Source organism: Mycobacterium sp. URHB0021, assembly GCF_054057895.1.
Window position 1 is genome coordinate 7,013,932 of record NZ_JBSRZT010000002.1, and the last position, 23,918, is coordinate 7,037,849.

The window sequence follows — 23,918 nt, forward strand, 5'->3', positions numbered from 1 at the left end:
ACGCGCGGGTGTTGCGAATGCTCGAGAACTGTCGATTTGCACCACCGCTTCGTAATCGGAGATGTTTCGGCCGATGAGTTCGAGACGGATCACCGACATCCTGGACGAACTCTTTACCGGCAGCAGACCACTGCAGAAAGTGTCCACCTACGAGCGACATTGTCGCTGAATGCCACTCGTAGTACTAGTTTTCGAAGAACTGCATGGACATTTCGCATTCGATATCGGCGTCGCTGAGCCATCGGGCGAAGCCGCCGATCGGGAAGGTGTGATCGTCGAATTCTGCGGCTAGAAGGTCCAAGATACCGGCCGCCTCGGCCTCCGGAGTTGCGCCGAGAGTCTCGCGCCGAGGCAGCTGTTCGGGCTCGACGCGGGCGCTCCACCGCTGGTCATTCCACGGCGACTGAACGGAATCATGTTCGTCCCAATGTGAATTGGACACGCTGATGGATCCGAAATCGAGGAGGGTACGGTAAACGGCGGCCTGCATGCGGTGGTGGCAGTCGCTCGGTCCGACCGCGCGTGCGACGCGTCGAAGACGACTACTTCCGCCTACCGCCCAAATCGTTGAGCACCGCGGGGTTGCTGCGGATTGCCCGGGGACGCTGGCGGTGGCCGGCTGCGGTGAGTGAAGCTAGTTCAGGGTGGGTGGTGGTTGGGGTTGGAAGGGTTGATACCACCACCAGTGGGCGCGTTCGCCGGTGGGTCCCGGATACGGCGGCACCGCCGGTGGGGGTTGAGTTGGGGGGCGGGCCAGCGATCCCGGGCTCAGAATCCGGCCGGCGCTGTCGGTGACCGACAGCTTGTGTGGGGGTCCGGTGATGGTGATGCCGCCGCGGTGGTGCAAACGATGATGGTAGGGGCACAGCAGCACCAGATTGTCCAGCTCGGTGGGGCCGCCGTCTTCCCAATGCCACAGGTGATGCGCATGCAAACCCCGGGTGGCCGCACACCCGGGCACCGCACAGCTGCGGTCGCGGTACTCCAGCGCGCGGCGCAGCCGGCGGCTGATCACCCGGGACGCCCGCCCCGCCCCGATCGGCTGCCCGTTGCGCTCAAACCACACCTCGCAGGTGGCATCACAGCTCAGGTAGCGCCGATCAGCAGCCGACAGCAGCGGACCCAGATGCAACGCCGCGACCCTGTCCTTGACATCGACGTGTACCACCACGGTGGTGTGCTGGCCGTGGGGGCGGGCCGCCGCCTCGGCGTCCCAGCCGGCATCGACCAGCCGCAGAAACGCCGCACCGGTGGACGGGAGCGCCGCCGGCCGCCCGGACGCGTCGCCGCCGGCGGCATGATCGCGTTTGCATTCGGCGACCAGCGCCTCACGATGAGAAGCCAGGGCCGCGTCGAACTTCGCCGCCTCCAGATGCGGCAACGTGATCCGGTAATAGCAGAACTGCTCATCGGAGGTGGAGCTGATCGAAACCCGCGGCTCCGGCTCGGGCTCGGGATCGGGCCGGGGCTGCGGCTCGGGCTGCGGGTCGGGGTCGGGTTCGGGTGGGGGTTCGAGCTTGACCGCGGTGCGCAACTGCGACACTGAGGCCACACGGGCGAACTCCGCATAATGCTCATCGGAGCCATCGGCGGCGCCGCCGGCGATCACCCCGACCTGATCCAACGACAGCCGACCCTCCCGCATCCCCTGCGCGCAGCGCGGAAACACCGGCAACCGGTGCGCGATGGCGGCGATCGTGGCGGCGTTGCCCGAGGAGGCGCCCAGCTTCCAGGCCACCAACGCCGCGATCGACCGCGCCCCCGTCGACCCGCACAACCCGTCGTGATCCAACTCCGCGACGATCTGCACAATGCGCCCATCAATGGCATTGCGCTGCCCCGCCAACTCCGACAACTCCCCGAACAACACCTCAACACGCTCCCCAGCCCGCACCACCGGCACCTCAAGCGACGCGGTCGAAGACATAGCCCCATCATCGCAGAGGGGTCCGACAAGTTCGGGCCACCCGAGTCCCGGACTAGACCGCATCATCGAGATCCCAGTACTTGGCTTCCCTGAGCACCTCCCGCTTGTAGCTCGACCTCAACGCGTCGACCACAGCAAGCGTCTGTGACGTCAGTTCATCCCGTATCCCGCTCTGCCCGTGGGCATATGGAATGAACGCGCGCAGCAGATCGGGCGCGTCCAGCGCGACCTCCAACGGCAAGCCGTCCGCGATGTCGGGCGTGCCGCCGATGGCCCCTTCGACTCGCACCGAGCTCCACCGCAATGGGTCGCCCGTACCAGTCTCGAACAACTCCAGCAGCAGTTCCCGATGACTGAAGTCGGTGAACGGCGCTGCGGAACTGGTTGCGAAGAACCCGTCACACAGCTCCTCGTTCGACTGCCACTCCCAGGCCGGTGACCGGCGGTCACCACCTTCAGGCAGCCGACCTACCAACCACTGAATTAATGGCCGGCACTGCGGCCACGTTTCGGTCTCAGGTGCGAGTGTCGGCTTGTCGAGCGCATCCCCGATCCAGGCACGCGCGTCGGCCAGACCCATCTCGAAAACGTGAGTCTCGCTGCGGGATTCGGCCGCCCGAGCGAGGGCTTCGTCGATCGGATCGGGGACGGCGTCTGCATCGGTAACGGTCGAGCACACGTTGTGGTCGATCCCCACCGCGATGGTCAGCTCGTGCCCACCGTCGAGTCGCATACCGATCACGACTTCGTCGAAGTCACCGAAAGCATTGGTAATGTGCACCGCCCGGTACACGTCGACCCGCGGTAACGCGGTGATCCATTGCGGCAGATGGTCACGTCGTTCGGCCACTTCGCGGCGACAACGGAGCTGTTGGGCCGGATCGTCGACGAGCAATTCGGCGATGACGGCCAGTAGCGCCGTCCCCGCGCGCTCCCGCACACCGATCAAGCCGTCAAGGATCCGGTCCAGACGACCCGGATCGCACTGGCCGGACGTCAGCGATATCAGCGGAGCGGGTTTCGCCGCGTTGATCGCCATGCTGGCGACACCGAGCAGACTGAGTGGTTGCCCACCCGCGAAGGCACTGCGTATTACGTGGGTGAGTGCGGTGTCGGTAGAGCTTTCGGCGACGCGCTTCTTCGCCCGCCGCGCGTCACGTCGGACCTATTTGGCCCTGCGTGCACGTCGTCTGTCACTCATATCGCGGACGCTACTCACGGGCAGTGACATCGCGCCCGCCGTTCACAGGCCCTTCGCGTCCAGCGCCTTCATCAGCGAGGGCCGCCTGCCGTAGTCCTGGCGGATCTGCGCGATGAATGACGCGAAATCGGCACTGCGACCGCCTCGTTCATAGAGTTCAGCCATCGTCGCCAGGGTCGCGGCGATGTCAGGATAGAGCTTGGAGTCGGGGTGCCGCAGATCCTTCTCGAGCTGCGGCCGGTACAGGTCTGCAGCTCCGACAGGCCGAGCCTCGGCGCCTCGGTTGGCCAATTCCCGCCACGCCCAGCCAGGGCCGTAGCGGTCCGCGGCCTGCCATGCGCCTTCGACATCACCCTCGCTCAGCGAGAGCTGAACCAAGACCGCGCCTTTGGCGTAACGGTCAGTCGCCAGTTGCCGCGCGTGGTCGAGGGCCCAGGTGCGTTCGGTGTCGGCACGGTCGATGCCGGCCGCGAAATCGAGCAGGACTCGGTAGGTGGGAATCGACGGCTGCCGGACGAAGTCTGCGCGAAGGACGGTGACCGCATCCTCGATCCGGCCCAATCCCTGATACGTCTTGGCCACGTCGTCCGGGCTCAGCCAATAGTCGTTGGCACCAATGTGGCTGGTGACCCGTCCATCCGCAACTGCACGATCGATCCATGCCACCGCATCCTCGGTGCGGCCGGCTGTCCGCAACCGGTCGACGATCGCCCCGTACTGTGGGTGTTCCCGCTGAGCAAGCAGGTGGACGGCCCGGTCGACATCGCCGTCGTGATCGGCGAGTTCCAGCAGCATCGCGTCGACTTCGAGCCGCTTCCATTGGTCATGATCTTCGAGCTTACGGTCCAGCGCCGTCACTGCCTGGCGGTAGGTCCCGAGTGCCTTTTCGTCGAACGAGTCCACGAAGTCCGCCAAGACCAGCGCCGGCCACCCCGGCGAGTCAGCCCGGAATTTCACCAGCCACGTCGCGAGTTTGACGGGGTCGGGCTTACCCAGACGGCAGGCGCGCGCGTATAGGTCGGCGGCCCGCTGGCATTGGTCACCGATCGAGCCCGAGGAGTCATCAGCCTGCAGGATGAGCTTGCGCAGCCGGGTCAGTGCCCGCAGCAACGCCGGCCGCGCGACTTCCGCGGCCCCACTGTTGAGGTGGTTCTCGAGTTCGTCGAGCATTTCACCAGCCGCTCCCGCGACTTCAAAGGAACGTCGGTAGTCGACAAAGCCGCGGAACGTCAACGTGTTTCGCACGTAGGCCTCCAACTCGGCTTTGGCTTGCGCGTCGTCGCCTGAGGCTGTCGTGGCGCGAATCTCCAGCAGGCGGCGCACCCCGCCATCGCGCTGCGCAAGTGTGATGACCAGTTCACGCAGCTCATCGGGATCCATCGCCTGCACCGCCTCGTGCAGCGCTGCCTCGGCCGTACTGCTGGCGGTGTCGTCGACCGCGACCCGTCCGCTGTCGATCGCGGCGAGCCCGGTCGCGACCAGATGCTTGCAGAAGTTGCCGTCGGCATGATGCGGGCAGGTGCAGGACCCGTCGGGTAGCGGACCGGACCAGTCGAGCTCGACGGTGTAGACGCGCTTGGCCTGGATTGACGCGTAGGCCTTGAAGTCGGTGGTGCGGAGCCCTCGGACATAACGAACGTAGTCCTCGCCCCGGGCGAAGACCAGGTCACCGGCTACGTCGAGCAGCGTCGTTTCGGAGAGCGCCACATCACCATGGTGCCCGATTCGTGGGCCAGACTCAGCTGCTCGTCACCAACGATTCGTGTGGCGATGCTCGACGAGTACGGGGAGTCAGCGCACCCCCGCTCTTCTGCTGCATACCGGCCAGGCGCCCCAGCCCTGAACTGCCCGAGTGACCTCGGCGATGGCGATCTGCTCTTCCCGGGTAGCCAGGTCCGCTCGCGGCGCATAACGCAGTCCACCGTGCCGCTCCCATGTGTTCTGGTCGAACTGCACGCCCCCATAGAAACCGTTGCCGGTGTTGATGGCCCAGTTGCCGCCGGACTCGCACGCGCTCAGCGCATCCCAGGCCGCGCCGTGGAGCACCGGCGGTACGTAGGTGCCTGGCTTCGCACCGACCCGCAACACTGAGGGTCGGGCGGGTGCCACGATCTCGTTTTTGACGGGCCACCGCCCGGTTTCGACACCGTTGACGGTCGACACCAAGAAGGTGACCTCCTGCGTCCCGGTGGTGCCTGGGACCTCCACAACGTGGCGGCTCATGTTCATCGTCGGATCCTGGATGCGATACGCCCGCGGCGGCAGCGCGATGCGCACGGTGACATCCCGCAGTCGGATACGGGTGACCACGATCCTCATGCCCGCGGTGACCGGAGTCGACGCCGGCGGGACAACGTTGTCACCTTGCCCCAGCGGCGCACCGGCTGCCGCCAGAAACAGCCCCACATTCGGCGCCGCCAGCCACCGATCGCTGGGCACGCCTCCGTCGACGATATGCACCTTCTTCGCACTGACCAGCGACAGCGCCATGCCGGCCAATGGCACTCGGCTGAAACGAGATACCGCGGCGGGGGCGGCGTCCCGTATCGACAGCTGCTTGAGGGCCTCGTCGACCGTCACGGCAGTCGTCCACGTCTGCTTGCTCCGGCCGCCGTCCACCGACACCTGCAACGGCCGGCCACGCTTCAGCACGATGGTGTCGGACTGATGGACCGGCTGATCGGCGGCCGGATACAGTTCGTCGTGGTTGTCGACGCTGAAGCCGTTTTCCCGCAGCACGTCGATCACCCGCGACTTCATCGTCGACACTGTCATCGGTGAGCCGTCGACCGAGACCGTGAGCGTCTTGTGCGTCGCGACGGTGAATCCGCCCGCGATCGCCACCGCCAGCAAGAGCGCGCCGACCACCGGCCGCCATTGCCGGCGCCGCCCGATCTCGGCTTCCACGGCCGCCGTGGTATTGACGATCTTGGACAGCCCAATATCGCGTCGCCGCAACCGCTGCGGCTGTCGGCCGACACGACGGCTCCTTCCGAACGCCGCGTCCTCGGCTTCATCGATCCGTTCGGCGTCAACCAGAAGGGCCGAGACATCCTTTGGGCGGATGCCACCGGGGGCCCGGCGCAACGCCTGCACCAACAGAAATCCGAGCGCAGACAGGTGCTGTTCGCGAAATTCGATGATCGCCCGATATTCCGGGGACGCGCCGGCAGTCAGCCAGCGAAAGGCCACATCATCGACGCACCTGCGTTCGATCATCCGCGACGACCACACTCCGATTGTGTAGGCGTACAACAGGACCGCCATCAGCCGGGGATCGTAGGACCATCCACCGCGCACCCCGATGTGCGCAGATCGAATGCGCACATGCTCGTCGACCAGTTCGGCAACGAGCCGCGCCAGGTGTTCCGCGGGCAAGCGGTCATTGCATGCCGGCGCCAGCAACCATCGATGATCGGGCCGGGTGGGCGGAATGTCTTGTTCGGCGGGCAACTTCGGCCTCGCCGAGCTGGGCGTCTGGGCGCTGTTCAAGACCTACCTTGAATGCTTCGCCATCGGCGGGCTCATCAGCCGCACATCATTCCCCGCTCGGGCCCTCAACCGCGTCACCCCGCCCGGCGTGTTGCCGATCTACCCTGCGACAAGCATCGCGATGAGCCGACGTTCCGACGATCATGTCGGCAGCCCACCTGGTCGCACGCACTGACGAAGCGAGACCACTCGGCCCTGGTCGGGCGTACGCCACCATCGCCGACGGCATCGGAGCTGACCACGAGGCCGGGTGCAACGGGCGCCAGCAGTCCCGGGAGTTGGGCGATGTACCCGGCCGGGCTGTCCTCGAAGCTTTCGAACACCCGCTTGCGAATCGACGCCTCGGCGCTCTCGATGCCTGTGATCACGTCCAGTCCGGGAACGCGTAGAGCGCCGCCGCAGTGTTCGACGTGCTTCTCGAAGCGATCCTCCCAGACCTCTGTCTGCCACCCCGGCCACAGCTCGGGAAGCGCTTGGAAGAAGCCCATGGTGTCGGCGGTTTACCAGGCTCCCAGCGTCTTTCGACGCACGTCGATGTGGGCACCGCCTTCGGGAACCTTGCCGAGCCTGATCCGGCGGATGCCCGGACCGGGCAGTTTGTCGAGCAATGCCGGCCCGTGCCGCGCCTTGCTGAGGTGCCACCACAGCGGCCAGAATCTGAGCTCTCCGTCGGCGTCGACCACAGAGATGAGATGGCACAGGTCATTTCGGCCACGGGCAAGCTTCAACGTCGGCTGCCTGTCCCAGGGATCGGGCGGCAGCGAAGCTCCCACATACCCCGCCAGTTCTGTGGTTCCGTCGTATGCCCAGCAGATCTCGTAGTCGGACCACACCGTGGCGAGTACCCCCATGAGAGCTCGGCGCTCGTTCATCTCCACCATGAGCGACTCGCCGAAGAACAAGATCCGGCGACGGTCGACGTCTACCACCGCACCGCCGTCGGCCCACGTCGAGGGGCACCACTCGTTCTTCTCGCATCGCCGCAGCGAGGCCGCGTACCGCAGGGCGAGTTCCGGCCCGCCGATCAGCGCGTCGAGGATGCGGCAGCCCGCCCAGTGCGAGTAATAGAGCTGCCAGTCGTGGTCCTTGACGATGACGAAGTTCACCCTGTTGCCCATGTCTCCCCCATCTCCGATGACGCGGTCTCGGCGTACGCGTCGATTGGAGCGACTGTCGACCGGACGTCCGACAGGTCGATGCGCGATTGAGACGGGGCTGTGGATAGCCTCCGCGGGCCCGGCGCCGTGTAGGGACGACGTGGCGGCGACGCTCGACGTGATTGCGACGGCCGCAGACCACTGTTGTCAGTGTCCACCTCCGAGCGACATTGTCGCTCAATCGATAGGCGTGCAATGTATCTGGCGACTGTGTCGCTCTGAGGTGGACAAAAGCGATAGTGGGCCCGGCAAGGTTCGGGGATGACCGGGCGCGGGCCGCGCTGATGTGCAACGTGTTGGGCTAGAGCGGCTTGGTCCACCGAGCTGACGCTGGCGTTGCAGATCGGTTGAAGGCAGCGCCACGCGACTTTGGGTGTTCCGCGACAACAGCGGCCCGTTGGTGACGGCCAGGTCCTCATCGACACAGGGACCGGACGCCTCGGGCGTTGACGCACTGGGCGCAGGGGTGACGTCGACGGCGCGGGGGGTCAGCTTCATGTCCAACTCTGCAAATGCGGGACCCGGGTGGGCCTGACACCGAAATGATGCGGCAGACCGCTTGGTGATTTCCTCCGTGACGGACGCCTGATCAGACTGCTGCACTGGGCGACCTGCCTTAAGGCACCTACCCCCCGAGCGGCGGCGTACCCGTATGCCCGAAATCGAAGCGTGCCGAAACCGCAGGTAGACACGCACGACGCGGCCACGATTCGGGTACTCGACTACTCGCGACCTCGATGATCGACCGAAATAGCATCAGCTCAACGGACATTCGGTCACACCAAACTGGGGGGATTCATATGACATTCACATACGCCCGGAGGGCGGCTAGGTCGGTCGCAATCGCTACCGTCACTGGCGGTTTCGCTGCCCTTGCGCTCGCTGCTCCCGCGTCGGCGGATTCCTGGAACGAACAAATCACGGTCGACCCGTGCAAGAAACCATGGACCCAGTTGTGCAAGAACATCCCAAGTTGGGACACCCACTATGCGACAAGGTCGAACGTCTGGATCACCGCAGATCCGACTCACTGCTCCGACATCATCGCGCGCGTCCGTATCGATGGCCGGGTGGTGGGCTCTGACTTACTAGGGCCAGGGGAAAGTACCGCGGCGTATCGAGTGCCGGCGGGCGAACACACCGTCGGCGTGCAAGCCGAAGGCGTTGCAGGAGGATGTAACCGGGGATTCCTGTCTGCATGGGGCGGCACCGTGCACATCCAGAAGTTGGGGGCCGAGCAGCCTATCGATGGGCCGAATGGAGAATAGCCCCTTCTGGCGTTGCGGCACTGGGCCGAAGGGCAGGGCCTGACGCCGACTGAAGCCGACCAGGACGCGCGGTTCCGGGGCGAGTTCGCGGCCGCGATCCGGGAGCAGATCCCCGGTCGTCCGGCCGACCGCGCCCCGGCGATCGCGCTGCACGCTGCGACACGCAGCAGTGGCCGGGTGAGACGAGGCGCGGCGGGTCGGTCGTTGGACCCCGACGCGGTCCTGGCCGTCGTCGCCTTGGTGCGCCACGTCGACACTGACTACGACCTGCTCATGTCGGGTCTCGACCGCGAATCGGCTCGCGCACCTGTACACACACGTGTCGAGGACATCGTCACCGCGTGGCGCGACAGTATGGCGATGCTCGACGGGTAGGTGGGGCGCCGGACGCGGCATCCAGGGTGCCGCTGCGCCGTCAAAAATCTAGCGTATTGGACCGTCCACAGGCGGCCTAGCATTGATCTACAACACGAACGGCCTCGCAATGACGTGCGAGGGCAGATTGGTGATCAAGATGGTGACAGTCGTGCGATGAACATTCCTGATGCTGCCGACGTCAAAGAGCTCCTGTTGCTCGAAGGTCTACAGGATTTCGTCGCGCTCTGGGAAGTGCACGAAGGCTTCGCAGGCACGGATCCCACCCATGCGCCGCCACTGAACCAAGTACAGGACTTGACGCTGAACTTGATCCGAGACCTCGTCAATGACGGTTTGTTCGTACTGGGTGTGCCAGACAGAAAAGAGCCGTCCGGCTTCGAACTGTGGGACCTGCCTGTCGATGCGGCGATGGCCAGGATAGAAGACGCCTACGTCAAGAACTTCGACGACCGGCGGGGCTGGAGCGACATCGTTTGGATGAACCTCACGGCCATCGGACAACAGCTGGCATTGGAGCTCTACAAGTCCAGTGAGCCTTAGCCGATAGTTGTGTCGCGGTAACGTCTTATGACGGATTCTGAACGCGATGCGGTGCGAGAGAACCTGCTGATCGAGGGCCTGGTCGCCGCGATCTCGCCGGTCAAGTGCATACGGCGTTCATGTACGAAAATCACCGGCCCAAACGACCATTGCACGAGGTGCAAGCCCTGACGTTGGGCATGTTTCGAAAGTCGGTGACGGCCACGTGCCATAGCGCGCAACCGATTCGGGGAACGCCGCTGCGCCTAATGTCATCGCGCGATCTGTCCACTCGGGGTGACACCGCCCGTGAGGAGACCACCGATGATGACGACGCCAGCGAGCACTCCGGCGCCTGCCGTCTTGCTAGCCTCGGCAAGGTCGTGGCCCAGATCGGGTAAGAATCCGGGGTTGGCCGGTGTAGTGACGGATGCCGATGGTGCATCAGGGAGCGCGACTCCGGGCATGATCGTCGGTGTCTGCACGGGCGTCTGGATCCCGGGCGCAGAGGGGTTCTGCAGCCACGGCGGTAGGCCACTCGGTTCGAAGATTCCGGCTGAGGGCACGGCTACAGGCGCGTGCGCAGTTGGAGGTGGCCCGAGCTGCGGGGGCGTCCCAATTGACGGAAAATACGGTGCATACGGTGTGTGAATCTTGTTGCGCGTGCCGTCGGGGTACCGAATATCGATGGTGTCGTCCCACCCTTTACCGCTCTGTCGTAGGCCGATCATTGTGCCGTCGGGAAGCATCCGCACCGGTCCACGGTAGCCCGGCCAACCGTCGGCATCCGCGGCGCTACGCGTCAGGTTCTCCCACAGCTGACGCACCGAGCCCCGGTCCCAAACCTCTTTGACACCGGTCTTCGTACCGACGCTATTGGGCCCACGCCTACCCCCGTTCTGCAGCGGATCGAGAACTCGTTTGACGTCCTCGGCGTCGTTGATGGGCGGCATCGGTCCCTGCGATGGGTCGGGTGGTTCGGGCTGCGGAGGAGCTTGCTTCACGGTGCGGTTGTTAACCGCCTGAATGGTCGGATGCCCGCTGTCGGGTGCGGTGCCGACACCGGCAGCGGCGGCGGTGATCATGGCGGCCACCTGTTGGTCGGTGGCGATCAGTGCTGCCAGCTGCGCCCGAATATCGGCGGCTAGCGCCTGTGCTTGGGCCTGCCGTGTAGCCGTCACCGACGCGAGGCCGGATTCGCGGCTGACGACCGAGAAGTCTTCGCCCACTATGAATCCGGCGTCCCGCGCGGCGTTCACAGCGGCGAGGACGCCCTGTTTGGCAGCATCGATATCGCGTGCGCCCGCGCGGGCGACGGCCGAGGCATGATGCAGCTGATCGGCCAGACCCATCACGGTCAGCTTGTCGGCATCGGCCCGATGTTGGGCGGCCTCGGCGGCATCACCAACCCAGGGGCTGCCACCGGGACACGGGATGTGTGCCGACAGGTTCGTGAACGCGTCGCCCCACACCGTGGCTGTGCCGGTCCAGTAGGCGGCCGCCTCGGTCAGGTGCTCGGTATCCCATGTACGTACTTGCAGCAACGTGGGGCCCAAAGCGCTGGCTGGCATCTACACCGCAATGGTCAGCGCACTGATCCGCGTACCCGAGTCCATGTCGTTGACTGCGTAGGCGACACTGGCCGCGCTCAGCTTCGCCGCGGTCGACTGCATCCGGTCGGCGAGGGACTGTGCGGCCGCACCGACATCGGCGTGCACCGCAGCCACCGCCGCCGATGTCGCCTGACACCAAGGCGCGGCCGACACCGGTTGGTCAGTTACCTCGACGTCGATGGCCCAGGACCCGCAATGCGCGGCCAACATACGCAGGCCGATCGTGTCGGCCTCGAGCAATCCCATTTTTCGAGTTTATGGCTGCCCGCGTAGGGGCAACCGCGGCAATTTCTGAGGGACGGACGCAGATACATGTATGCGACAGCAAACGCGTACACGAAGTCAGATGTCAGTAGCGCGTGCGAACATGCTGTTTATGCAGCATGACTGGTTCGCCGACCTGACAGGTTTCCGTGAGACGAGCTATGACGACACTCGCCAGCGGCTCGTCGTTGAGGGAGACACGCTCGTCTCGACGGTCAACGAAAAGCGCTACGGCATCGGCACCCTGGAACTGCCGACGTTGGCCGAACTGCGAGCGCGCGTCGACGTGCCCTCGGGCGGACGAATCACCGTGCGATGTGTCAGCGGCGAGGCGCGGGCCATGCACGCCGAGCCCGCACTGGAGGGCGCGCTGTTTCAGGTGGCGTCGCAGTTCAACTTGCTGGAGATGACGGGGCCCAGTGTCACCCCGGAGGACGGGGTGACGCGGTACAGCGGCGACCACACGCAAGGACCGGCGTGCGCAGTCGCGGCGGGGGCGGCGACGATCTACCGCAATTACTTCGCCCCCGTCTACGGCCAGATCGGGCAGACGCGGGATCGCCAGCTCGATGCGCTGGCTGCGATGGGTGCGGCGCTGTCGGCGAAACTGGGCCGGCCAGTGTCGGACCTGTGGACGATGAGCAACGGTTACGCGTTGTGCACGCGATACGGTCTGGATGCCATCAGCAGGCTGCTGGCTGAGGTGAGCGAGGACGTGCAGGACGAGCTGCGCGCGTCGCTGTCGATCGGATTGCACCACGACGTCGAGGTGACCGATGTCCGCGAGGGCAAGCAGCTTGTGTCGCAGGCGTTTTGCTCGGGGTTGCCGGTCGCATACGGAAGCGGCCGGCCATCGGCATGGGAGGCATTCGCGCGGCTGGTGTTGGAGGCCACGTACGATGCGACGCTGTTGGCGGCGGTCGAGCAATCGCTCTCAGGACAATCCAATATCGTGCTGTTGACCCGTGTCGGAGGTGGCGTGTTCGGTAACGCTCACGCGTGGATCGATGATGCGATCATGCATGCGCTGACGCTCGTGGAGAACGCTGACCTGGATGTCCGGCTGGTCAGTCACGGACGGATCCATGACTCGTCGCGGGCGATTGCGGAGCGGTTCGATGGGTAACGTCGGGCGGTGGCCGCATGACGAATTCTTCCATGCGTGGTGGGTGGAGCCGGGACGTCTGCTAGCCGGTGAATACCCGGGCGCGCTGACGCGGAAGAAGGCGGCGGCGAAGGTGCGCCTGCTCATCGAGGCCGGCGTTGGGTCGATCGTCGATCTGACGACTCCACAGGATCGTCTCGACTCCTATCGCGAGGTGCTTCAGGAAGCGGTCACGGAGGCTGGCCGACAGATGCGGCATTTCGCTCATCCGATTCCGGACAACGGAGTGATTGCCCACGCCGGCTATGACCGGATCCTTACCGGCATCCAAGGCGAAACGGACTCAGGCAGAGTCGTTTACGTCGACTGCTGCGGCGGCAAGGGCCGTACCAGCACCGTGGTCGGCTGTCGCCTTATCGACGGCGGCCTGGACTACGACTCGGCGATCGCGCGCATCGCCGAGTTGCGAGCCGACACGCGCAAGGCAGCACACCGATGCCCTGAGTCGGCAGTTCAGCATCGACTTCTTCGCGAGCGCGTGAAGCGGTGGACGAAACCTTGAATCCCGCGACATCCCAGCCGATTTGTCACCACTGGTACCCACACAAGTCGCAATACCAGCGTTCTTCGGAGACACAACATCCGCCGGCATGTCGCCCGGGCGGAATGTCGCCGGCGGGCATGCCATAGAACGTGCTGAGGCTCCGTCTCCCGCCGCACTGGGGGCATGACGGGTTCTTGTCCAATCGGAAATCAAGACAACTGCGGTAGCCGCCGTCCTGCATGCGTAGGTGGCAGCCACGGCAGAGCACTACAGGCCAATCGGCCTCAGCGGTGAGGCTGGATTCCCTCGGCGCCGGCCGTCGGTAGGCATCAACGGTGTGCACGAAGACCTCATCGCGCGCGTCGGGTCTGCTGAGGTCGATCTCGCGATCGCATCCCTGACAGTTGCCACCCGAGTGCAGCAGAACGCGCGCCTCCGCCAGGGAGGTGTGACCGAATCGCACTTCCCTCCCACCGCAGCGGAGACCAGTCAATGCGCGCCTCGTCTGCACGGCCGCGTCGCCGTCGAGCGTCCACTCCGTCGTCATGGAGTGCCCCAGACCGAGCATCGCGGCGAAGGCTGTCAGATCGACGACATCGGCACGGTACCAACGCACGCCGCGCACCGCAGTGCCGAGACGGCCATCGTCGCCAACATGGGCGAAACTCGGTCAGGATCGAGATTGGATCCGTGCCTATTACGACCACCACCAAATCGCCGGGGCTGACTTCTTCAAAGCTGTAACGCCACGGGCGGTACGGGGATGCGGGTTCCAAGAGCGCGATCACCGCGTCTTTCCAGATGCTGCCCTCGACGATATGAAGGCGTTTGGGTGGTGTTTGCGTCATCACCCGATTGTTCCAGAAAGGTACGACATCTCGACGCGGGTAATGTTTGCTGTAGGTCAGCTATGCCAGAACCGACGTGCGCCTGTTAGTCGATTAGGCCAACGATCGATCGAACTGCATCGGTGGTGGCCACGAGATGGGTAACGAAGTCGACGCCGCCACCCTCGCCGTCTGTGAGGACAGCCATCGTCTCGCGCAGTGGAGCTACATCCTGGATACGAGCGGAGACGAGAATTATCCGCTCGTCACCAAGCGTTCGAAGGTTCTAGCGATGTCCACCATGGTGGAAGACGAGCAAGTTGCCACCGAAGTAGGGAAACTCCGGGGCGTACTGCACCGGAGGCGGCGAATTGACGATCTGCACATTTCCAGGTGTCTGGCAGACGGTGCTGTTGGCGCTGGTATAGGTGCAGGATTGTTCGGCCAGCGCGTCGGGTGCGGTTACGATCGATGCCGCGGCAGCCACCGCGAACAACATTGGCGGTAGAAAGCGGCGTTTGATGGTCATGATTCACTCCTTGGGCGTGGATACGCCCGAGATACGGCCGCTCGCTCGCCGCAATTGAGTTGTCGGGCCCCGGCGGGGCGCTTCCGGAGAGAAACAAAACATAGCGTTTCTATGTAAGATAGCGCTGGCGAGCGTGCTTTAATTCCCGTCTGCCTGATGTATTGGCTCACACGACTGCCTCGGCACGGCCCTTTGACAGGCATCGTTGACTAGCGGTGACGATACTGACGTGTCCCGCAGCAGGGATGGTGGCGGTGGACTGACCGCGACCGGGCTGTTCTGTGGTTCCTGCGGCGCGCAGTCAAGCCTGATCGCCAAGTTCTGCAGCGAGTTCAGGAAGCTACTCGCACACGGGACCAGTCGGCTGAGTAAGAGCTGGTTCAGCAGCGACAGTCAGCGGCTTCGACTACTCGACGCGCTCCTCTGGACACGAGGCATGAGCCGCGAACCACGGCCCTCCTAATGGGTGCGACTGCAAGACAGCGACGTTAGATCGGCGACACATGAAGCCGGTGGGCGAGATCAGGTCCGCCCACCTGGCGGATGAAATCCGGATCCCCGCACACGACGAGTTGGTCGCGTGCTCGCGACAACCCGACGTAGAGCCGTTCCCGGGATCGCTCGAATGCCGACTCCTCGTTGACGACGAGGACCACGGCGCGGCGCTCAAGCCCTTTGAAGCCGAGAACGTGACCGTAGAACACTTGATCGGCGTCCCAGAAGCTGTCCCAGTAGGCGGCGCTGCCGCCGGCTTGCCGTTCCTTTTGCTCCGGATGACGGGTCCCGGTGGTCAGCAGCGCCACGTCTTCGGGCCGCCAGCCCTCCTCGAGGAGCATCTCGACCTCGTCGTCGCCGGCACCCATCGCGTCGTTGCGGGTGCAGGCGACGAACTTCACCGCGGGACCCTCACCACCGAGGAAACGCATCGGATGGTCGACGAGCGGCTGAAAAGCGTTGGCGATCTGGCGGGTCTTGCGCAGATTGTGGTCGAGGATTAGTGGAACCAGCGGCACCGGCGGTGAGCCGTATCGACTGAAGACCCGTTGACCTTCGTCGGTGAAGACGTAGATACCGCCCGTCTCGTCGTCCTTCAGCGCGGCCAGCAGTGGATCCCACCACGCGTCGGCGAAGTCCTGGGCCTCGTCGACCACAATCGAGTCGAACCGATGGCCGGGCTCCAACTGTGCTGCGAGGTCAGTCATTTGGAGCGGTAGGTCGTGCTCCCAAAAGCGGACCGTCTCATCGCTGCGGACCGCTTCATCGGGCCCCTCGGGCGCACCCCACTGCTTGCCGAGGTCGTGAAATTCGCCGACACAGGCGGGTTGGTGCTGGCGCTTCCAGTTCGCGGTGATGCGCTCGAGATAGGAGGCCAGGCCGTGGGAGTAGCAGACCAGTGCCACGCGTTCGCCCTTCGCGGAGAGCCGCCGGGCCTGCTCCATGGCGAGGAAGGTCTTGCCGCTGCCCGCTCCCCCACGGATCTCGACCCGGCTCAAAAGCTTGATGGCATCGAGGATGACGGCCTGATGTTCGGTCATCGCGTCGGCGGCATCCTGATTGGCCAGTGCGCGCGCGACGACGCTGCGTTGCGGCAATCCCCTGCCGCTCAACGCAGTTGAGAGCTCCTCGATGCCGTGTTGAGTGAGTAGCGGTCGGCCGAGTTCCTGCCGGACGAGGACGTGCTTCAGCTTGTCGACGAGTTTCGGCAGATCGTCGCGGTCGATAACCTTCCACCGCGGGCAGTCCGGCAGCGCGAAGTCCTCGGCGATCTGTGCATTCGGCACGACGATGACGTGGTCCCAGCGCAGCCGGTCCTGGGTCCAGCGCTCATCATTCTCGATGAACTCGCGAAGGGCATAGCAGGCTTCGCGAGCCTGGCGGACGGGGTGGATCTTGTGCTCGTGGCCGCGTCCGCGTTGCCACCAGGTGTCGCCGTCATGCCAGACCTCACCGCCTTTGACCTCGAGGCAGACGATGCCGGCACCTTCGATGGCGACGACGAAGTCGATTTCGTGGTCCTTGAGATGGTCCGTGACTCGCCGGCCCGGAAGCACCCGGTCGTTGGGCTGCAGCTGCTCCCGCAGAGCCTGGTACACCTTGCGCTCGGCGGCGTTGGCAAGCCGCGGTGTTTCGTCTGGAGTGATCGTCATGCAGCGGGCCCCATAGTGATGGAGGGTAGAACGGACGCGTGCCGAATTCGCGGATTCGCGTCGCGCGCTTCCGCGGAGGAGTGACTCGCTCACGCCCGCACGGTCGGCCAGAAGAGGTCGAACAATCTGCCTTCCCAACCGCCAGCGACCCGCCCGGTGCGGGCGCGCTCGGCGATGTGCGCACCGACTACGGCGTCGACGAGCGTCGCGCCACCGACATCGCCACGGAACGAACCGTCGGCCTTTCCCGCAGCGATCACCGATTCCAATTCGGCCCGCTGGTCGGCCAGAATCCGACGGAAGAGCTTGGTGAAGTCGGGATCATCGTCGGTGAGCATGGCCGCGAAGCCGCCGAAGCCGATGCCGACCTCAATTGTCTTGACCGCTTCTCTGATCAGCCACCGCAGCCGATCGGCCGCGCCGGCCTGCGCAGCAAGCGGTTCGGGAGTAGTGACCCGCGTGAGCGCGACGGACAGCATGTCCCTGCGGTCGCGATGCCGACGGTAGATGGTGGTCTTCGCGATGCCCGAGCGGGCCGCCACGGCCTCGACCGTCACCGATCGAGGCCCTTTGGTGCGGAGTAGCGCCAGGGTGGAGTCGGCGATGACGTCGTCGACGTCTCGTCGCTGCACCATCGGCCGTCCTTTCATCGGGGGAATATCGGCGGCCAAAGAAACGCTACACTAAGCGTAGCGCTACGCTATCCGTAGCGTTTTGTATAGCAATCGACATATTCGAGAGGTGATAGACGTGTTGAAGGCATTGCGCAGGGTTCCTATGACGGAGACGGCGTACTTGTGCCTGCTGCTGGGATTCGTGGCACTCGGGACGTTCGTCTACGCCCTGGCCGCTGAAAGCGCGTTGGCCGGGATCATCGGCGTCGGCATGGTCATATTGATGGTCGCGTCGATCGTGGGATTCCGCATCGGCGCCCGGAAGCGCGCGGCGTCCAACGACAGTGGCATCGAGATCCCGGATGAGAACATCTGGGGCCGGCCGCTGCGACGCGGACAGATCGAGCGGTATCTGTCGACCTACCGCGGTATTCCAGACAACCATGGGCAGTTGCTGCAGGCCCTCCCCGTCCCCGGTGGCGATGCGACGAGATGGATCGATCGGCGAGCGGCCTGACCGCTGCTGTGCGTCACCACGTGTACCGGCATGACATACGGAGTGACGAGCCGACCGTAAATGGCTTCCATCGTGCCGCGGCTGTGGTACTTCGGGCACTGCGGATGGCGTGTGAACCGGAAGTCGAGGAAGTTATCGCCCATCGGGTCGCGACGCCGCTTGCAGACAACGGCCAGCCAGTCGGCCCGCTGGCTGCCGCGCGGCGGCGGGTCAGTGCTGTGGACGTGAATGCGGTCGCGTCCGGCGAGCCCACGAAGGCCGATGTGGTTATCGCGGCCGGTGCAGACTCCTCGCGACTGCAACAGAATTCGCGCGGCGACGAGCGAGGTGTCTTCGCTGATCGAGTCGTCGAGCGTTCAGTTCGGCCGCGGGTCCTTCGGGCGCGGAATCTCCGCGAAGGTGCCAAGGTTGTCGCGTCGAGCAGATCCAGCGACGTATAGCGGACGAAAGTGGCGTTGCGGTTGGCGTCCGCGTGGCCGATGACAGTCAGCACCGACACCGGGTCGGTGCGCAGCACGGCCAGGACCCACTCCTCGGCGCGGCGCCGGTGCGCCACAGGCGGTATGGGGATCGCGGTTCAAGCAGCGTGATCGCCGCATCTTTCCAGTCGTTCGCCTCGACGATGTGCACGGCGCGAGTGCGGGCCCGGCGCTCCGACAAGTCCGCACCGCCTCTCTCGGATGTCGGTGCCCCGGCGTATTTTCGCGCCATGGGGGCAAGGCGTCGATCGGATGGGGGTGGCGGCTTCGCGGTCGTCTTCGTCGTCCTGCTCGTGATCGGACTGATCATCAAGTACCTCTGGTGGATCGCGGGTGCGGCGGCGTTGGTGGGCGCGTTCTTCGCGGTCCGCGCCATCGTGCGGAAGGTCGAGCAGCGCCGCCTGGAGGCCGCGGAGCGTAATGCGGAACTGGCGCGTCGCGCCGAGCAGCAGCATCGCTGGACGCTGCGAGGTGACAGCAGAGGTGTCTACGGGCCGGCCGGCGCGAAGGCCATGCGGTCGGTGTCCCCTACGCCACCAGAAATCGGCAACCCTGACGAGGCCTCAACGGAAGTCGCCGCCGTTACGTACACGGCGGAGGACTTGGCGAAGCTGGTGCAAGGAGAAACCGCCGTGCTGGCGGTGGGCGGCATTCGCCTCGGTGCTCGCGCAACGACGGGCATCGCTGCAGCCGCGGCTGCACGACAGCGCACTCGTCTTCACCACGCCGACGGGAGTACGGCTGCACACCGGCGCCGAGGTGAAGTACTTCGTGACCGAACGGATGGACAAGCTTTCCCAACTCGTCGAACAGGTCGAAAACTTCATGCTGTCACCGGCTTTCCTCGGCATGTTCGGCGACCCCGACGACGAGAGCACCGCCGACGCCGAGGGCATACTTCATATCGCCAACCGGCTGATGGATTATCTCGAACAGTTCCTCGAGTTGTCGGAGCTGTGCCGCGGAGTGTCAACGACCGCCCAGTACGCAGACCTCATGCGCGACTGCGCGCGGCTGGCCGACGTCCCGCTGGAGGGCTATCGGACCTTCATCGACGAGTTCGTCGTACGGGTCGGTGACATGGCGGAACTGCTTCGCTACGCGAAGGGCACCGTCGAGGTGGATCCGGTTGTGCTGCAGATGGATGTCGACGATCAGCTGTTGGGCGCGGATTACGAGACGACTGAAGGCACTGCCGGAATGATGAACGGTGGCGCTCGTTACAGACGCTGATGTCGGTGCAGTGTGCTTAGTTCCGTCTGTTGGCTCGGGAGGTTGAAGCGGTGAAGGGGGACTCGCATGCCTTTAGGAAATGACCAACTAGAAGCGCTGCGAATCGCATGCAACAGGGATCTGGGGGACCCAGACCTGTGGTTCGAGCCTGACGGGTATCGCGGCTCGCTGGCACTCTGCGTCATTGACTCGATCTACTCGACGGGAGCCCATTACTCTTCCGCTGTCAACGTGGTGCGTCGATATCGTGACTACCGTGCCAAGCAAGGCGGAGATGCCAACGCAGACGGAACTTCGGAACTATTGACAACCATCGACGAGCTCGGTGGTGCCGATTACTGGGCTAGCCGGATCGGCAACCGGCGGCCGACATCAACGGCGAAAGGCGCGCCGTTGAAAGCCGAGGCGATTCTGCAAGTGGCAGAAGCTTTATCTAATCTCAGTATCCACTCTGCGGATGAATTGCGCGCGGCAGCAGCGAATGTAAACAGTCTCCGCAGCGCAAAGAGGGCATGGACGGCCACTCCGGGTCAGCGGTCAGGACTGACATGGGAGTACGCATTGATGCTCGCCGGGGTGCCCGGCGTTAAGGCGGACCGGATGGTGACCAGATACGTCGCGAGGGCGTTGGATCGAGAGGTCGATGAAGTTTCACGGGCCGACGCCGCCGACATGGTCCGACGCTTAGCACAGGTGAACGGTTGGGATGTCATTCGGACGGATCATGCGATCTGGCGCTTCGAGTCGGGTCGTCCCGTCAATATCGACAGAGATCCGATCGACCCCATGTGAACATGTGCAGCGTGCAGTCGGATACCGCCTGAGTAACTGACGCGGTCTTCCAAGCAGTCATGACGCACCCCGACCCTTCGACCGCCCCGTTGCTTCCAGACAGACGACGACGTTCATGGCGCACCATCGCGGCGTGCTATCGCTGCTGTAACTCCCGAACCGCACCGACGAGGTGGCGAATCTCGGAGAGCGACGGTTGCAGCTCGTAGGCGTGCCGGTGCACCGCCATACTCAATCCATGCCACACCCGCTTGGCCTGCTCGCCGAGAGCAGCGCCGCGAGCGCGCCCAGCGAAACGAGTTTCGATCTCGTCGTGGGGTAGCCATACGCCTGCTTCGTCCACGACGCGCTCTGCTCGTCGAGCCAGTCCTTCAGCGCCGAGCGCGCCAGCAGTGCCGCGATACGCGGCCCGCGACCGCCCAATCCGTACTCTCCTTCGAGCAGCCGGTCAGCATGATCTAGGACAGCGGCGCGGTCATTCATGAGGCGAGCCGTCCGAGGTCCTCGACAGCCAAGCGCGCTTGCTTGACGGCTTCGAGGTAGTCCTGCACCCCTGCGTGTGCCCCCTTGGTCGCCACCGCCATCGTGGCTTTACGAGCCGAACCGCCAGCCAGCCATTTGTCGATCGCCGCACTGTTGGTCGGATCCACCGCCAGTGCGACACGCTGCCGCGTCGTCGTAGCACCGTTCCAGATGTCCTCGAGTTCGGCGCGGGAGTTACCCGCGGTGAACAATCGCGACGAGAAGACGTCCCACGCGGTGACCTCCAACGCCTCCCGGCACAGCAGCGGCACGGCCTTCTTCTTGATGTCGTCGGGGACGGCCTCGTCCACGGCGATTGCAAAGGCGTCATCGAGTAGCCGATCGGCGGGCCGGGTCGATTCTGTCACCGTGACAACGGAGTTCGCACCGCGAACGAGTTCCACGATCCGCGCCGGCGACCGCGACATTCTGATGGCCGACGGCAGTCGGTCGTCATGGGTGAAGACGATGACTTGGCGGTTCTCAGCCAACCGGGTGAGAACTTGGAGGAAGCCGTCGATCTTCGACGGGTCCATAGCCTGAATGGGGTCGTCCAGCACGAGAAACCGAAACGGACTCGCCGGCGAGGTGGCGCGCGGGATGAAGATCGCCAGCGACAGCGCCTGCAGCTCGCCCTGGCTCATCACCCCGAACGCCTCGGTATCAGACCCGTCGACGTCGGCCTTCAAAACAACTCGGCGCGTGGTCTTTTGGCCTTCGAGACGGATCTCGCCGAGATCGACGTTGCTTTCCTGCCGCAGCGCGGCCCAGATGCCCTTCGCCTGGTCGGCCAGCGGGGCGATGCGTTCGTTGCGCAGCACCCCGGCGTTCTTCTGCAGCCACTTGAGAGCCTCGTCGGCAACGGCGAGCCGAGGCTCGGCTTCGGCGGCTTTCTCGGCCTTGCTGATCCACCCTGCAAGCTCTAACGCCACGGGATGCCATGCGTCAGCCCGTGATTGCATCAACGTGACGGCCTGCTGGCGCAGGTTCGCATAGGCCTGGCGAAGCGGTTCGAGTGTCTCGGTCACATGATCGGCGAGAGCGATGTCGCCGTCGGCCGGCAGCTTCACGAAGGCGTCGTAGGTGGCGCGTGCGGCGTCGAGGTTAGTGAGGTCGGGGTCCGCGGTCGGCGGGGCGGGAACCTCGCGGACGGCCGCCATCACCGCGGAGCGGGCTTGGGCGGTCGCGGCGCGCGCGGCGGTCAGCGCTTGGGCCGCCTGCTGTTCCTGTTCCAGGGCGGCGCGAGCTGCGACCGCCCAGTTCGCGTCGAGAGTTCCGTGCCCGCACACCGGGCACTTCTGGTCACCGAAGTGCCCGTGGAAGTCCAGTCCCATCTCGAGCAGCTGGGCGCGGTCGGCGGCTAGAGCGTCGGAGCGCTCAGTCTCCTGGCGCTGGCTGTCGGCGGCAGACCCCAGAGCGGCACACTTGAGCGCTATGTCGTCGGGCTCGGGCGTGGTAAGCCGCTCGGCTCGCAGCCATGCTCGCGGGACGTCGGCATTGGTGCCGTCGGTGATCAGCGGTCGCACCATGTCGAGATTCGGCTTGGTCTTGCGGACCAGCGCCAGCGCGGTTGTCGCCCTGGGGTCCTCGTGTGACTCCAGGGTCGGCTTCAGCGCATCACGGGCCTTGCGCAACTCGACTGCGGGTTGGCGCAGTTGTTTAACCTCGGCGTCGAGGCGCCCCATCGCGTCAGTGAGCTGTTCGAGGCCGAGCAGCTTGTAGAGCTGGTCGTAGAAAGCGCTGGGGCTGCCTTCGAGAATTCCGCTCAATTCGTCGTAGCTCATCAGCGGTCGATACATCTCGAGCGCACTGTCCCAGCCGAGCACCGAGATGTCTTCTTGCTTCTTGCCTTTGCGTTGCACCCACCGCTTGGAGTCGTCGACAGCGACGTCGTCGCCGGGTGGCCAGTCGACTCCGATGATCGAGGTGCCCGCGCCTTCCTCGGCGAGGCCCACGCGGATGTCTGACTTCTTGCTGGCATGGAGGTTGCGCCAGTCCTGGGACCAGATGACGGGCTTGTTCTTCCAGCGGGAGTCGGTGCCGGTGAGCGCGAGCTCCAGACCCTCGGCAAGGGTCGACTTGCCCGAGCCGTTGCGCCCGGCGACGACGGTCAGGCCGGGTCCGGGCTTCAGCGGCAGCGTCACCTTCGGGCCGATGCCGCGGAAGCCTTCGACGGTGACCTCGGTGAGGTAGGCGCCGGTCGGTTCGCTGGGCTCGTCGATCGGCGCAGTGAGGGATTCGACGAGTTCTCGGCGGGTGGTGCCGCCGCCGAGGACTTCGGACAGGTCCTCGGAGGATTCCAGTGCGGCGAGGACGACGAGGCGGACCTGTTCGCTGAGGTCCGCGTCTTCGTCGGCGCGGGCCAGCACGTAGTTTTCTAGCCGCTCATCCGACACGCATCTACCTCCCGGTCTGCTACGTCAAGGCTGCGGGTCGATGCCCTCTATCCCGAGCCGCAGATCGAAGCCTCCCCGCTCGTCGCGCTTGACTCGTGCGATGTCGACGATGGTAGCGAGAGCGGCCCCGTGCTCGAGAGTGATCGCGGTGAGGACTTCAAGGATGTCGGTCGGCCGCCTCCTCGAGTAGTGACTCGGTCGTGAGCGCTGCGGCGAGCTCGTCCACCTCCTCTCGCAGCTTGTCGATCAGAGCGTGACGATAGGCAGCCGCGGACAGGCTAGCCACACGCGGGCTGCGGCCGGATTCGCGAATGATGTCGGGGACGCGGTCCCGGACGAGTTTGCCCATGGCGGTGCTCCCCTCGCGATAATGCTGTGGTGCTGTTGTACCGCC

Annotated in this window: 23 protein-coding genes and 1 pseudogene; 7 read left to right on the forward strand and 17 right to left on the reverse strand. The window is 64.9% G+C overall.

Going from position 1 to position 23,918, the window contains the following annotated elements; genetic code table 11:
- Positions 1–184 precede the first annotated feature (184 nt).
- From ACVWWN_RS36525 to ACVWWN_RS36560, 8 genes and pseudogenes are all read right to left on the reverse strand, one after another.
- Positions 185–442, reverse strand: a complete 258-nt coding sequence (locus ACVWWN_RS36525; RefSeq protein ID WP_457148205.1) for a hypothetical protein — start codon at positions 440–442, stop codon at positions 185–187.
- Positions 443–634: 192 nt separating this feature from the next.
- Positions 635–1,927 (reverse strand): DUF222 domain-containing protein, encoded by a 1,293-nt coding sequence (locus ACVWWN_RS36530; protein ID WP_457148206.1) that lies wholly within the window; start codon positions 1,925–1,927, stop codon positions 635–637.
- A gap of 52 nt (positions 1,928–1,979) precedes the next feature.
- On the reverse strand, positions 1,980–2,966 hold the full coding sequence (locus ACVWWN_RS36535; RefSeq protein WP_457148207.1) for a hypothetical protein: 987 nt from the start codon (positions 2,964–2,966) through the stop codon (positions 1,980–1,982).
- A gap of 204 nt (positions 2,967–3,170) precedes the next feature.
- Positions 3,171–4,835, reverse strand: a complete 1,665-nt coding sequence (locus ACVWWN_RS36540; protein ID WP_457148208.1) for an SWIM zinc finger family protein — start codon at positions 4,833–4,835, stop codon at positions 3,171–3,173.
- Between the two features lie 84 nt (positions 4,836–4,919).
- On the reverse strand, positions 4,920–6,035 hold the full coding sequence (locus ACVWWN_RS36545) for a transglycosylase family protein (protein ID WP_457149420.1): 1,116 nt from the start codon (positions 6,033–6,035) through the stop codon (positions 4,920–4,922).
- A 225-nt stretch (positions 6,036–6,260) separates the two neighbouring features.
- Positions 6,261–6,455, reverse strand: a pseudogene (locus ACVWWN_RS36550) (transposase); the annotation flags it as partial.
- Between the two features lie 239 nt (positions 6,456–6,694).
- Positions 6,695–7,108: a hypothetical protein gene (locus tag ACVWWN_RS36555; protein ID WP_457148209.1), complete on the reverse strand. Its 414-nt coding sequence runs from the start codon at positions 7,106–7,108 to the stop codon at positions 6,695–6,697.
- Positions 7,109–7,120: 12 nt separating this feature from the next.
- Positions 7,121–7,738: a hypothetical protein gene (locus ACVWWN_RS36560; RefSeq protein ID WP_457148210.1), complete on the reverse strand. Its 618-nt coding sequence runs from the start codon at positions 7,736–7,738 to the stop codon at positions 7,121–7,123.
- Between the two features lie 1,319 nt (positions 7,739–9,057).
- Here ACVWWN_RS36560 and ACVWWN_RS36565 point away from each other — a divergent pair.
- A complete protein-coding gene (locus tag ACVWWN_RS36565) occupies positions 9,058–9,420 on the forward strand; it encodes a DUF2293 domain-containing protein (protein ID WP_457148211.1) in 363 nt (120 codons plus the stop codon).
- A 156-nt stretch (positions 9,421–9,576) separates the two neighbouring features.
- The gene (locus ACVWWN_RS36570; protein WP_457148212.1) at positions 9,577–9,963 is read left to right on the forward strand and encodes a hypothetical protein; all 387 of its coding nucleotides are present in this window, start codon (positions 9,577–9,579) and stop codon (positions 9,961–9,963) included.
- 251 nt (positions 9,964–10,214) lie between these two features.
- Here ACVWWN_RS36570 and ACVWWN_RS36575 read toward each other — a convergent pair whose 3' ends face one another.
- Both ACVWWN_RS36575 and ACVWWN_RS36580 read right to left on the reverse strand, forming a co-directional pair.
- Entirely contained in the window at positions 10,215–11,513 is a 1,299-nt protein-coding gene (locus tag ACVWWN_RS36575; RefSeq protein ID WP_457148213.1) for a WXG100 family type VII secretion target, read from the reverse strand.
- Entirely contained in the window at positions 11,514–11,801 is a 288-nt protein-coding gene (locus ACVWWN_RS36580; protein ID WP_457148214.1) for a type VII secretion target, read from the reverse strand.
- Positions 11,802–11,931: 130 nt separating this feature from the next.
- Between ACVWWN_RS36580 and ACVWWN_RS36585 the strand changes: the two genes are divergently transcribed.
- Together ACVWWN_RS36585 and ACVWWN_RS36590 are read left to right on the forward strand one after the other, a co-directional pair.
- Positions 11,932–12,945 carry a hypothetical protein gene (locus ACVWWN_RS36585; RefSeq protein ID WP_457148215.1) on the forward strand — a complete coding sequence of 338 codons (1,014 nt, stop codon included), beginning with the start codon at positions 11,932–11,934 and terminating at the stop codon, positions 12,943–12,945.
- Entirely contained in the window at positions 12,938–13,486 is a 549-nt protein-coding gene (locus tag ACVWWN_RS36590; RefSeq protein ID WP_457148216.1) for a protein-tyrosine phosphatase family protein, read from the forward strand. Before ACVWWN_RS36585 ends, ACVWWN_RS36590 begins: the two co-directional genes overlap by 8 nt.
- A 1,095-nt stretch (positions 13,487–14,581) precedes the next feature.
- Here the strand turns inward: ACVWWN_RS36590 and ACVWWN_RS36595 are convergent.
- From ACVWWN_RS36595 to ACVWWN_RS36605, 3 genes are all read right to left on the reverse strand, one after another.
- Complete coding sequence (locus ACVWWN_RS36595) at positions 14,582–14,824, reverse strand: hypothetical protein (protein WP_457148217.1); 243 nt, start codon at positions 14,822–14,824, stop codon at positions 14,582–14,584.
- A 488-nt stretch (positions 14,825–15,312) separates the two neighbouring features.
- Entirely contained in the window at positions 15,313–16,971 is a 1,659-nt protein-coding gene (locus tag ACVWWN_RS36600; protein ID WP_457148218.1) for an NERD domain-containing protein, read from the reverse strand.
- Positions 16,972–17,060: 89 nt separating this feature from the next.
- Entirely contained in the window at positions 17,061–17,606 is a 546-nt protein-coding gene (locus ACVWWN_RS36605; RefSeq protein WP_457148219.1) for a TetR/AcrR family transcriptional regulator, read from the reverse strand.
- 115 nt (positions 17,607–17,721) lie between these two features.
- On the opposite strand from ACVWWN_RS36605, the gene ACVWWN_RS36610 reads away from it, so the two are divergent.
- The gene (locus ACVWWN_RS36610; RefSeq protein ID WP_457148220.1) at positions 17,722–18,102 is read left to right on the forward strand and encodes a hypothetical protein; all 381 of its coding nucleotides are present in this window, start codon (positions 17,722–17,724) and stop codon (positions 18,100–18,102) included.
- A 577-nt stretch (positions 18,103–18,679) separates the two neighbouring features.
- On the opposite strand, the gene ACVWWN_RS36615 is transcribed toward ACVWWN_RS36610, so the two are convergent.
- Entirely contained in the window at positions 18,680–19,036 is a 357-nt protein-coding gene (locus ACVWWN_RS36615) for a hypothetical protein (protein WP_457148221.1), read from the reverse strand.
- A gap of 205 nt (positions 19,037–19,241) precedes the next feature.
- On the opposite strand from ACVWWN_RS36615, the gene ACVWWN_RS36620 reads away from it, so the two are divergent.
- Positions 19,242–19,814, forward strand: coding sequence for a hypothetical protein (locus tag ACVWWN_RS36620; RefSeq protein ID WP_457148222.1), 573 nt, complete (start codon positions 19,242–19,244; stop codon positions 19,812–19,814).
- Positions 19,815–19,880: 66 nt separating this feature from the next.
- Positions 19,881–20,606, forward strand: a complete 726-nt coding sequence (locus ACVWWN_RS36625) for a heme peroxidase (RefSeq protein ID WP_457148223.1) — start codon at positions 19,881–19,883, stop codon at positions 20,604–20,606.
- 231 nt (positions 20,607–20,837) lie between these two features.
- Here the strand turns inward: ACVWWN_RS36625 and ACVWWN_RS36630 are convergent, their stop codons facing one another.
- The 3 genes from ACVWWN_RS36630 to ACVWWN_RS36640 all read right to left on the reverse strand — a co-directional run bounded on the left by ACVWWN_RS36630 (position 20,838) and on the right by ACVWWN_RS36640 (position 23,873).
- Positions 20,838–21,089: a hypothetical protein gene (locus tag ACVWWN_RS36630; RefSeq protein WP_457148224.1), complete on the reverse strand. Its 252-nt coding sequence runs from the start codon at positions 21,087–21,089 to the stop codon at positions 20,838–20,840.
- Positions 21,086–23,524, reverse strand: coding sequence for an AAA family ATPase (locus tag ACVWWN_RS36635; protein WP_457148225.1), 2,439 nt, complete (start codon positions 23,522–23,524; stop codon positions 21,086–21,088). Before ACVWWN_RS36635 ends, ACVWWN_RS36630 begins: the two co-directional genes overlap by 4 nt.
- 157 nt (positions 23,525–23,681) lie before the next feature.
- Positions 23,682–23,873, reverse strand: coding sequence for a nucleoside triphosphate pyrophosphohydrolase (locus ACVWWN_RS36640; RefSeq protein ID WP_457148226.1), 192 nt, complete (start codon positions 23,871–23,873; stop codon positions 23,682–23,684).
- Positions 23,874–23,918 lie beyond the last annotated feature (45 nt).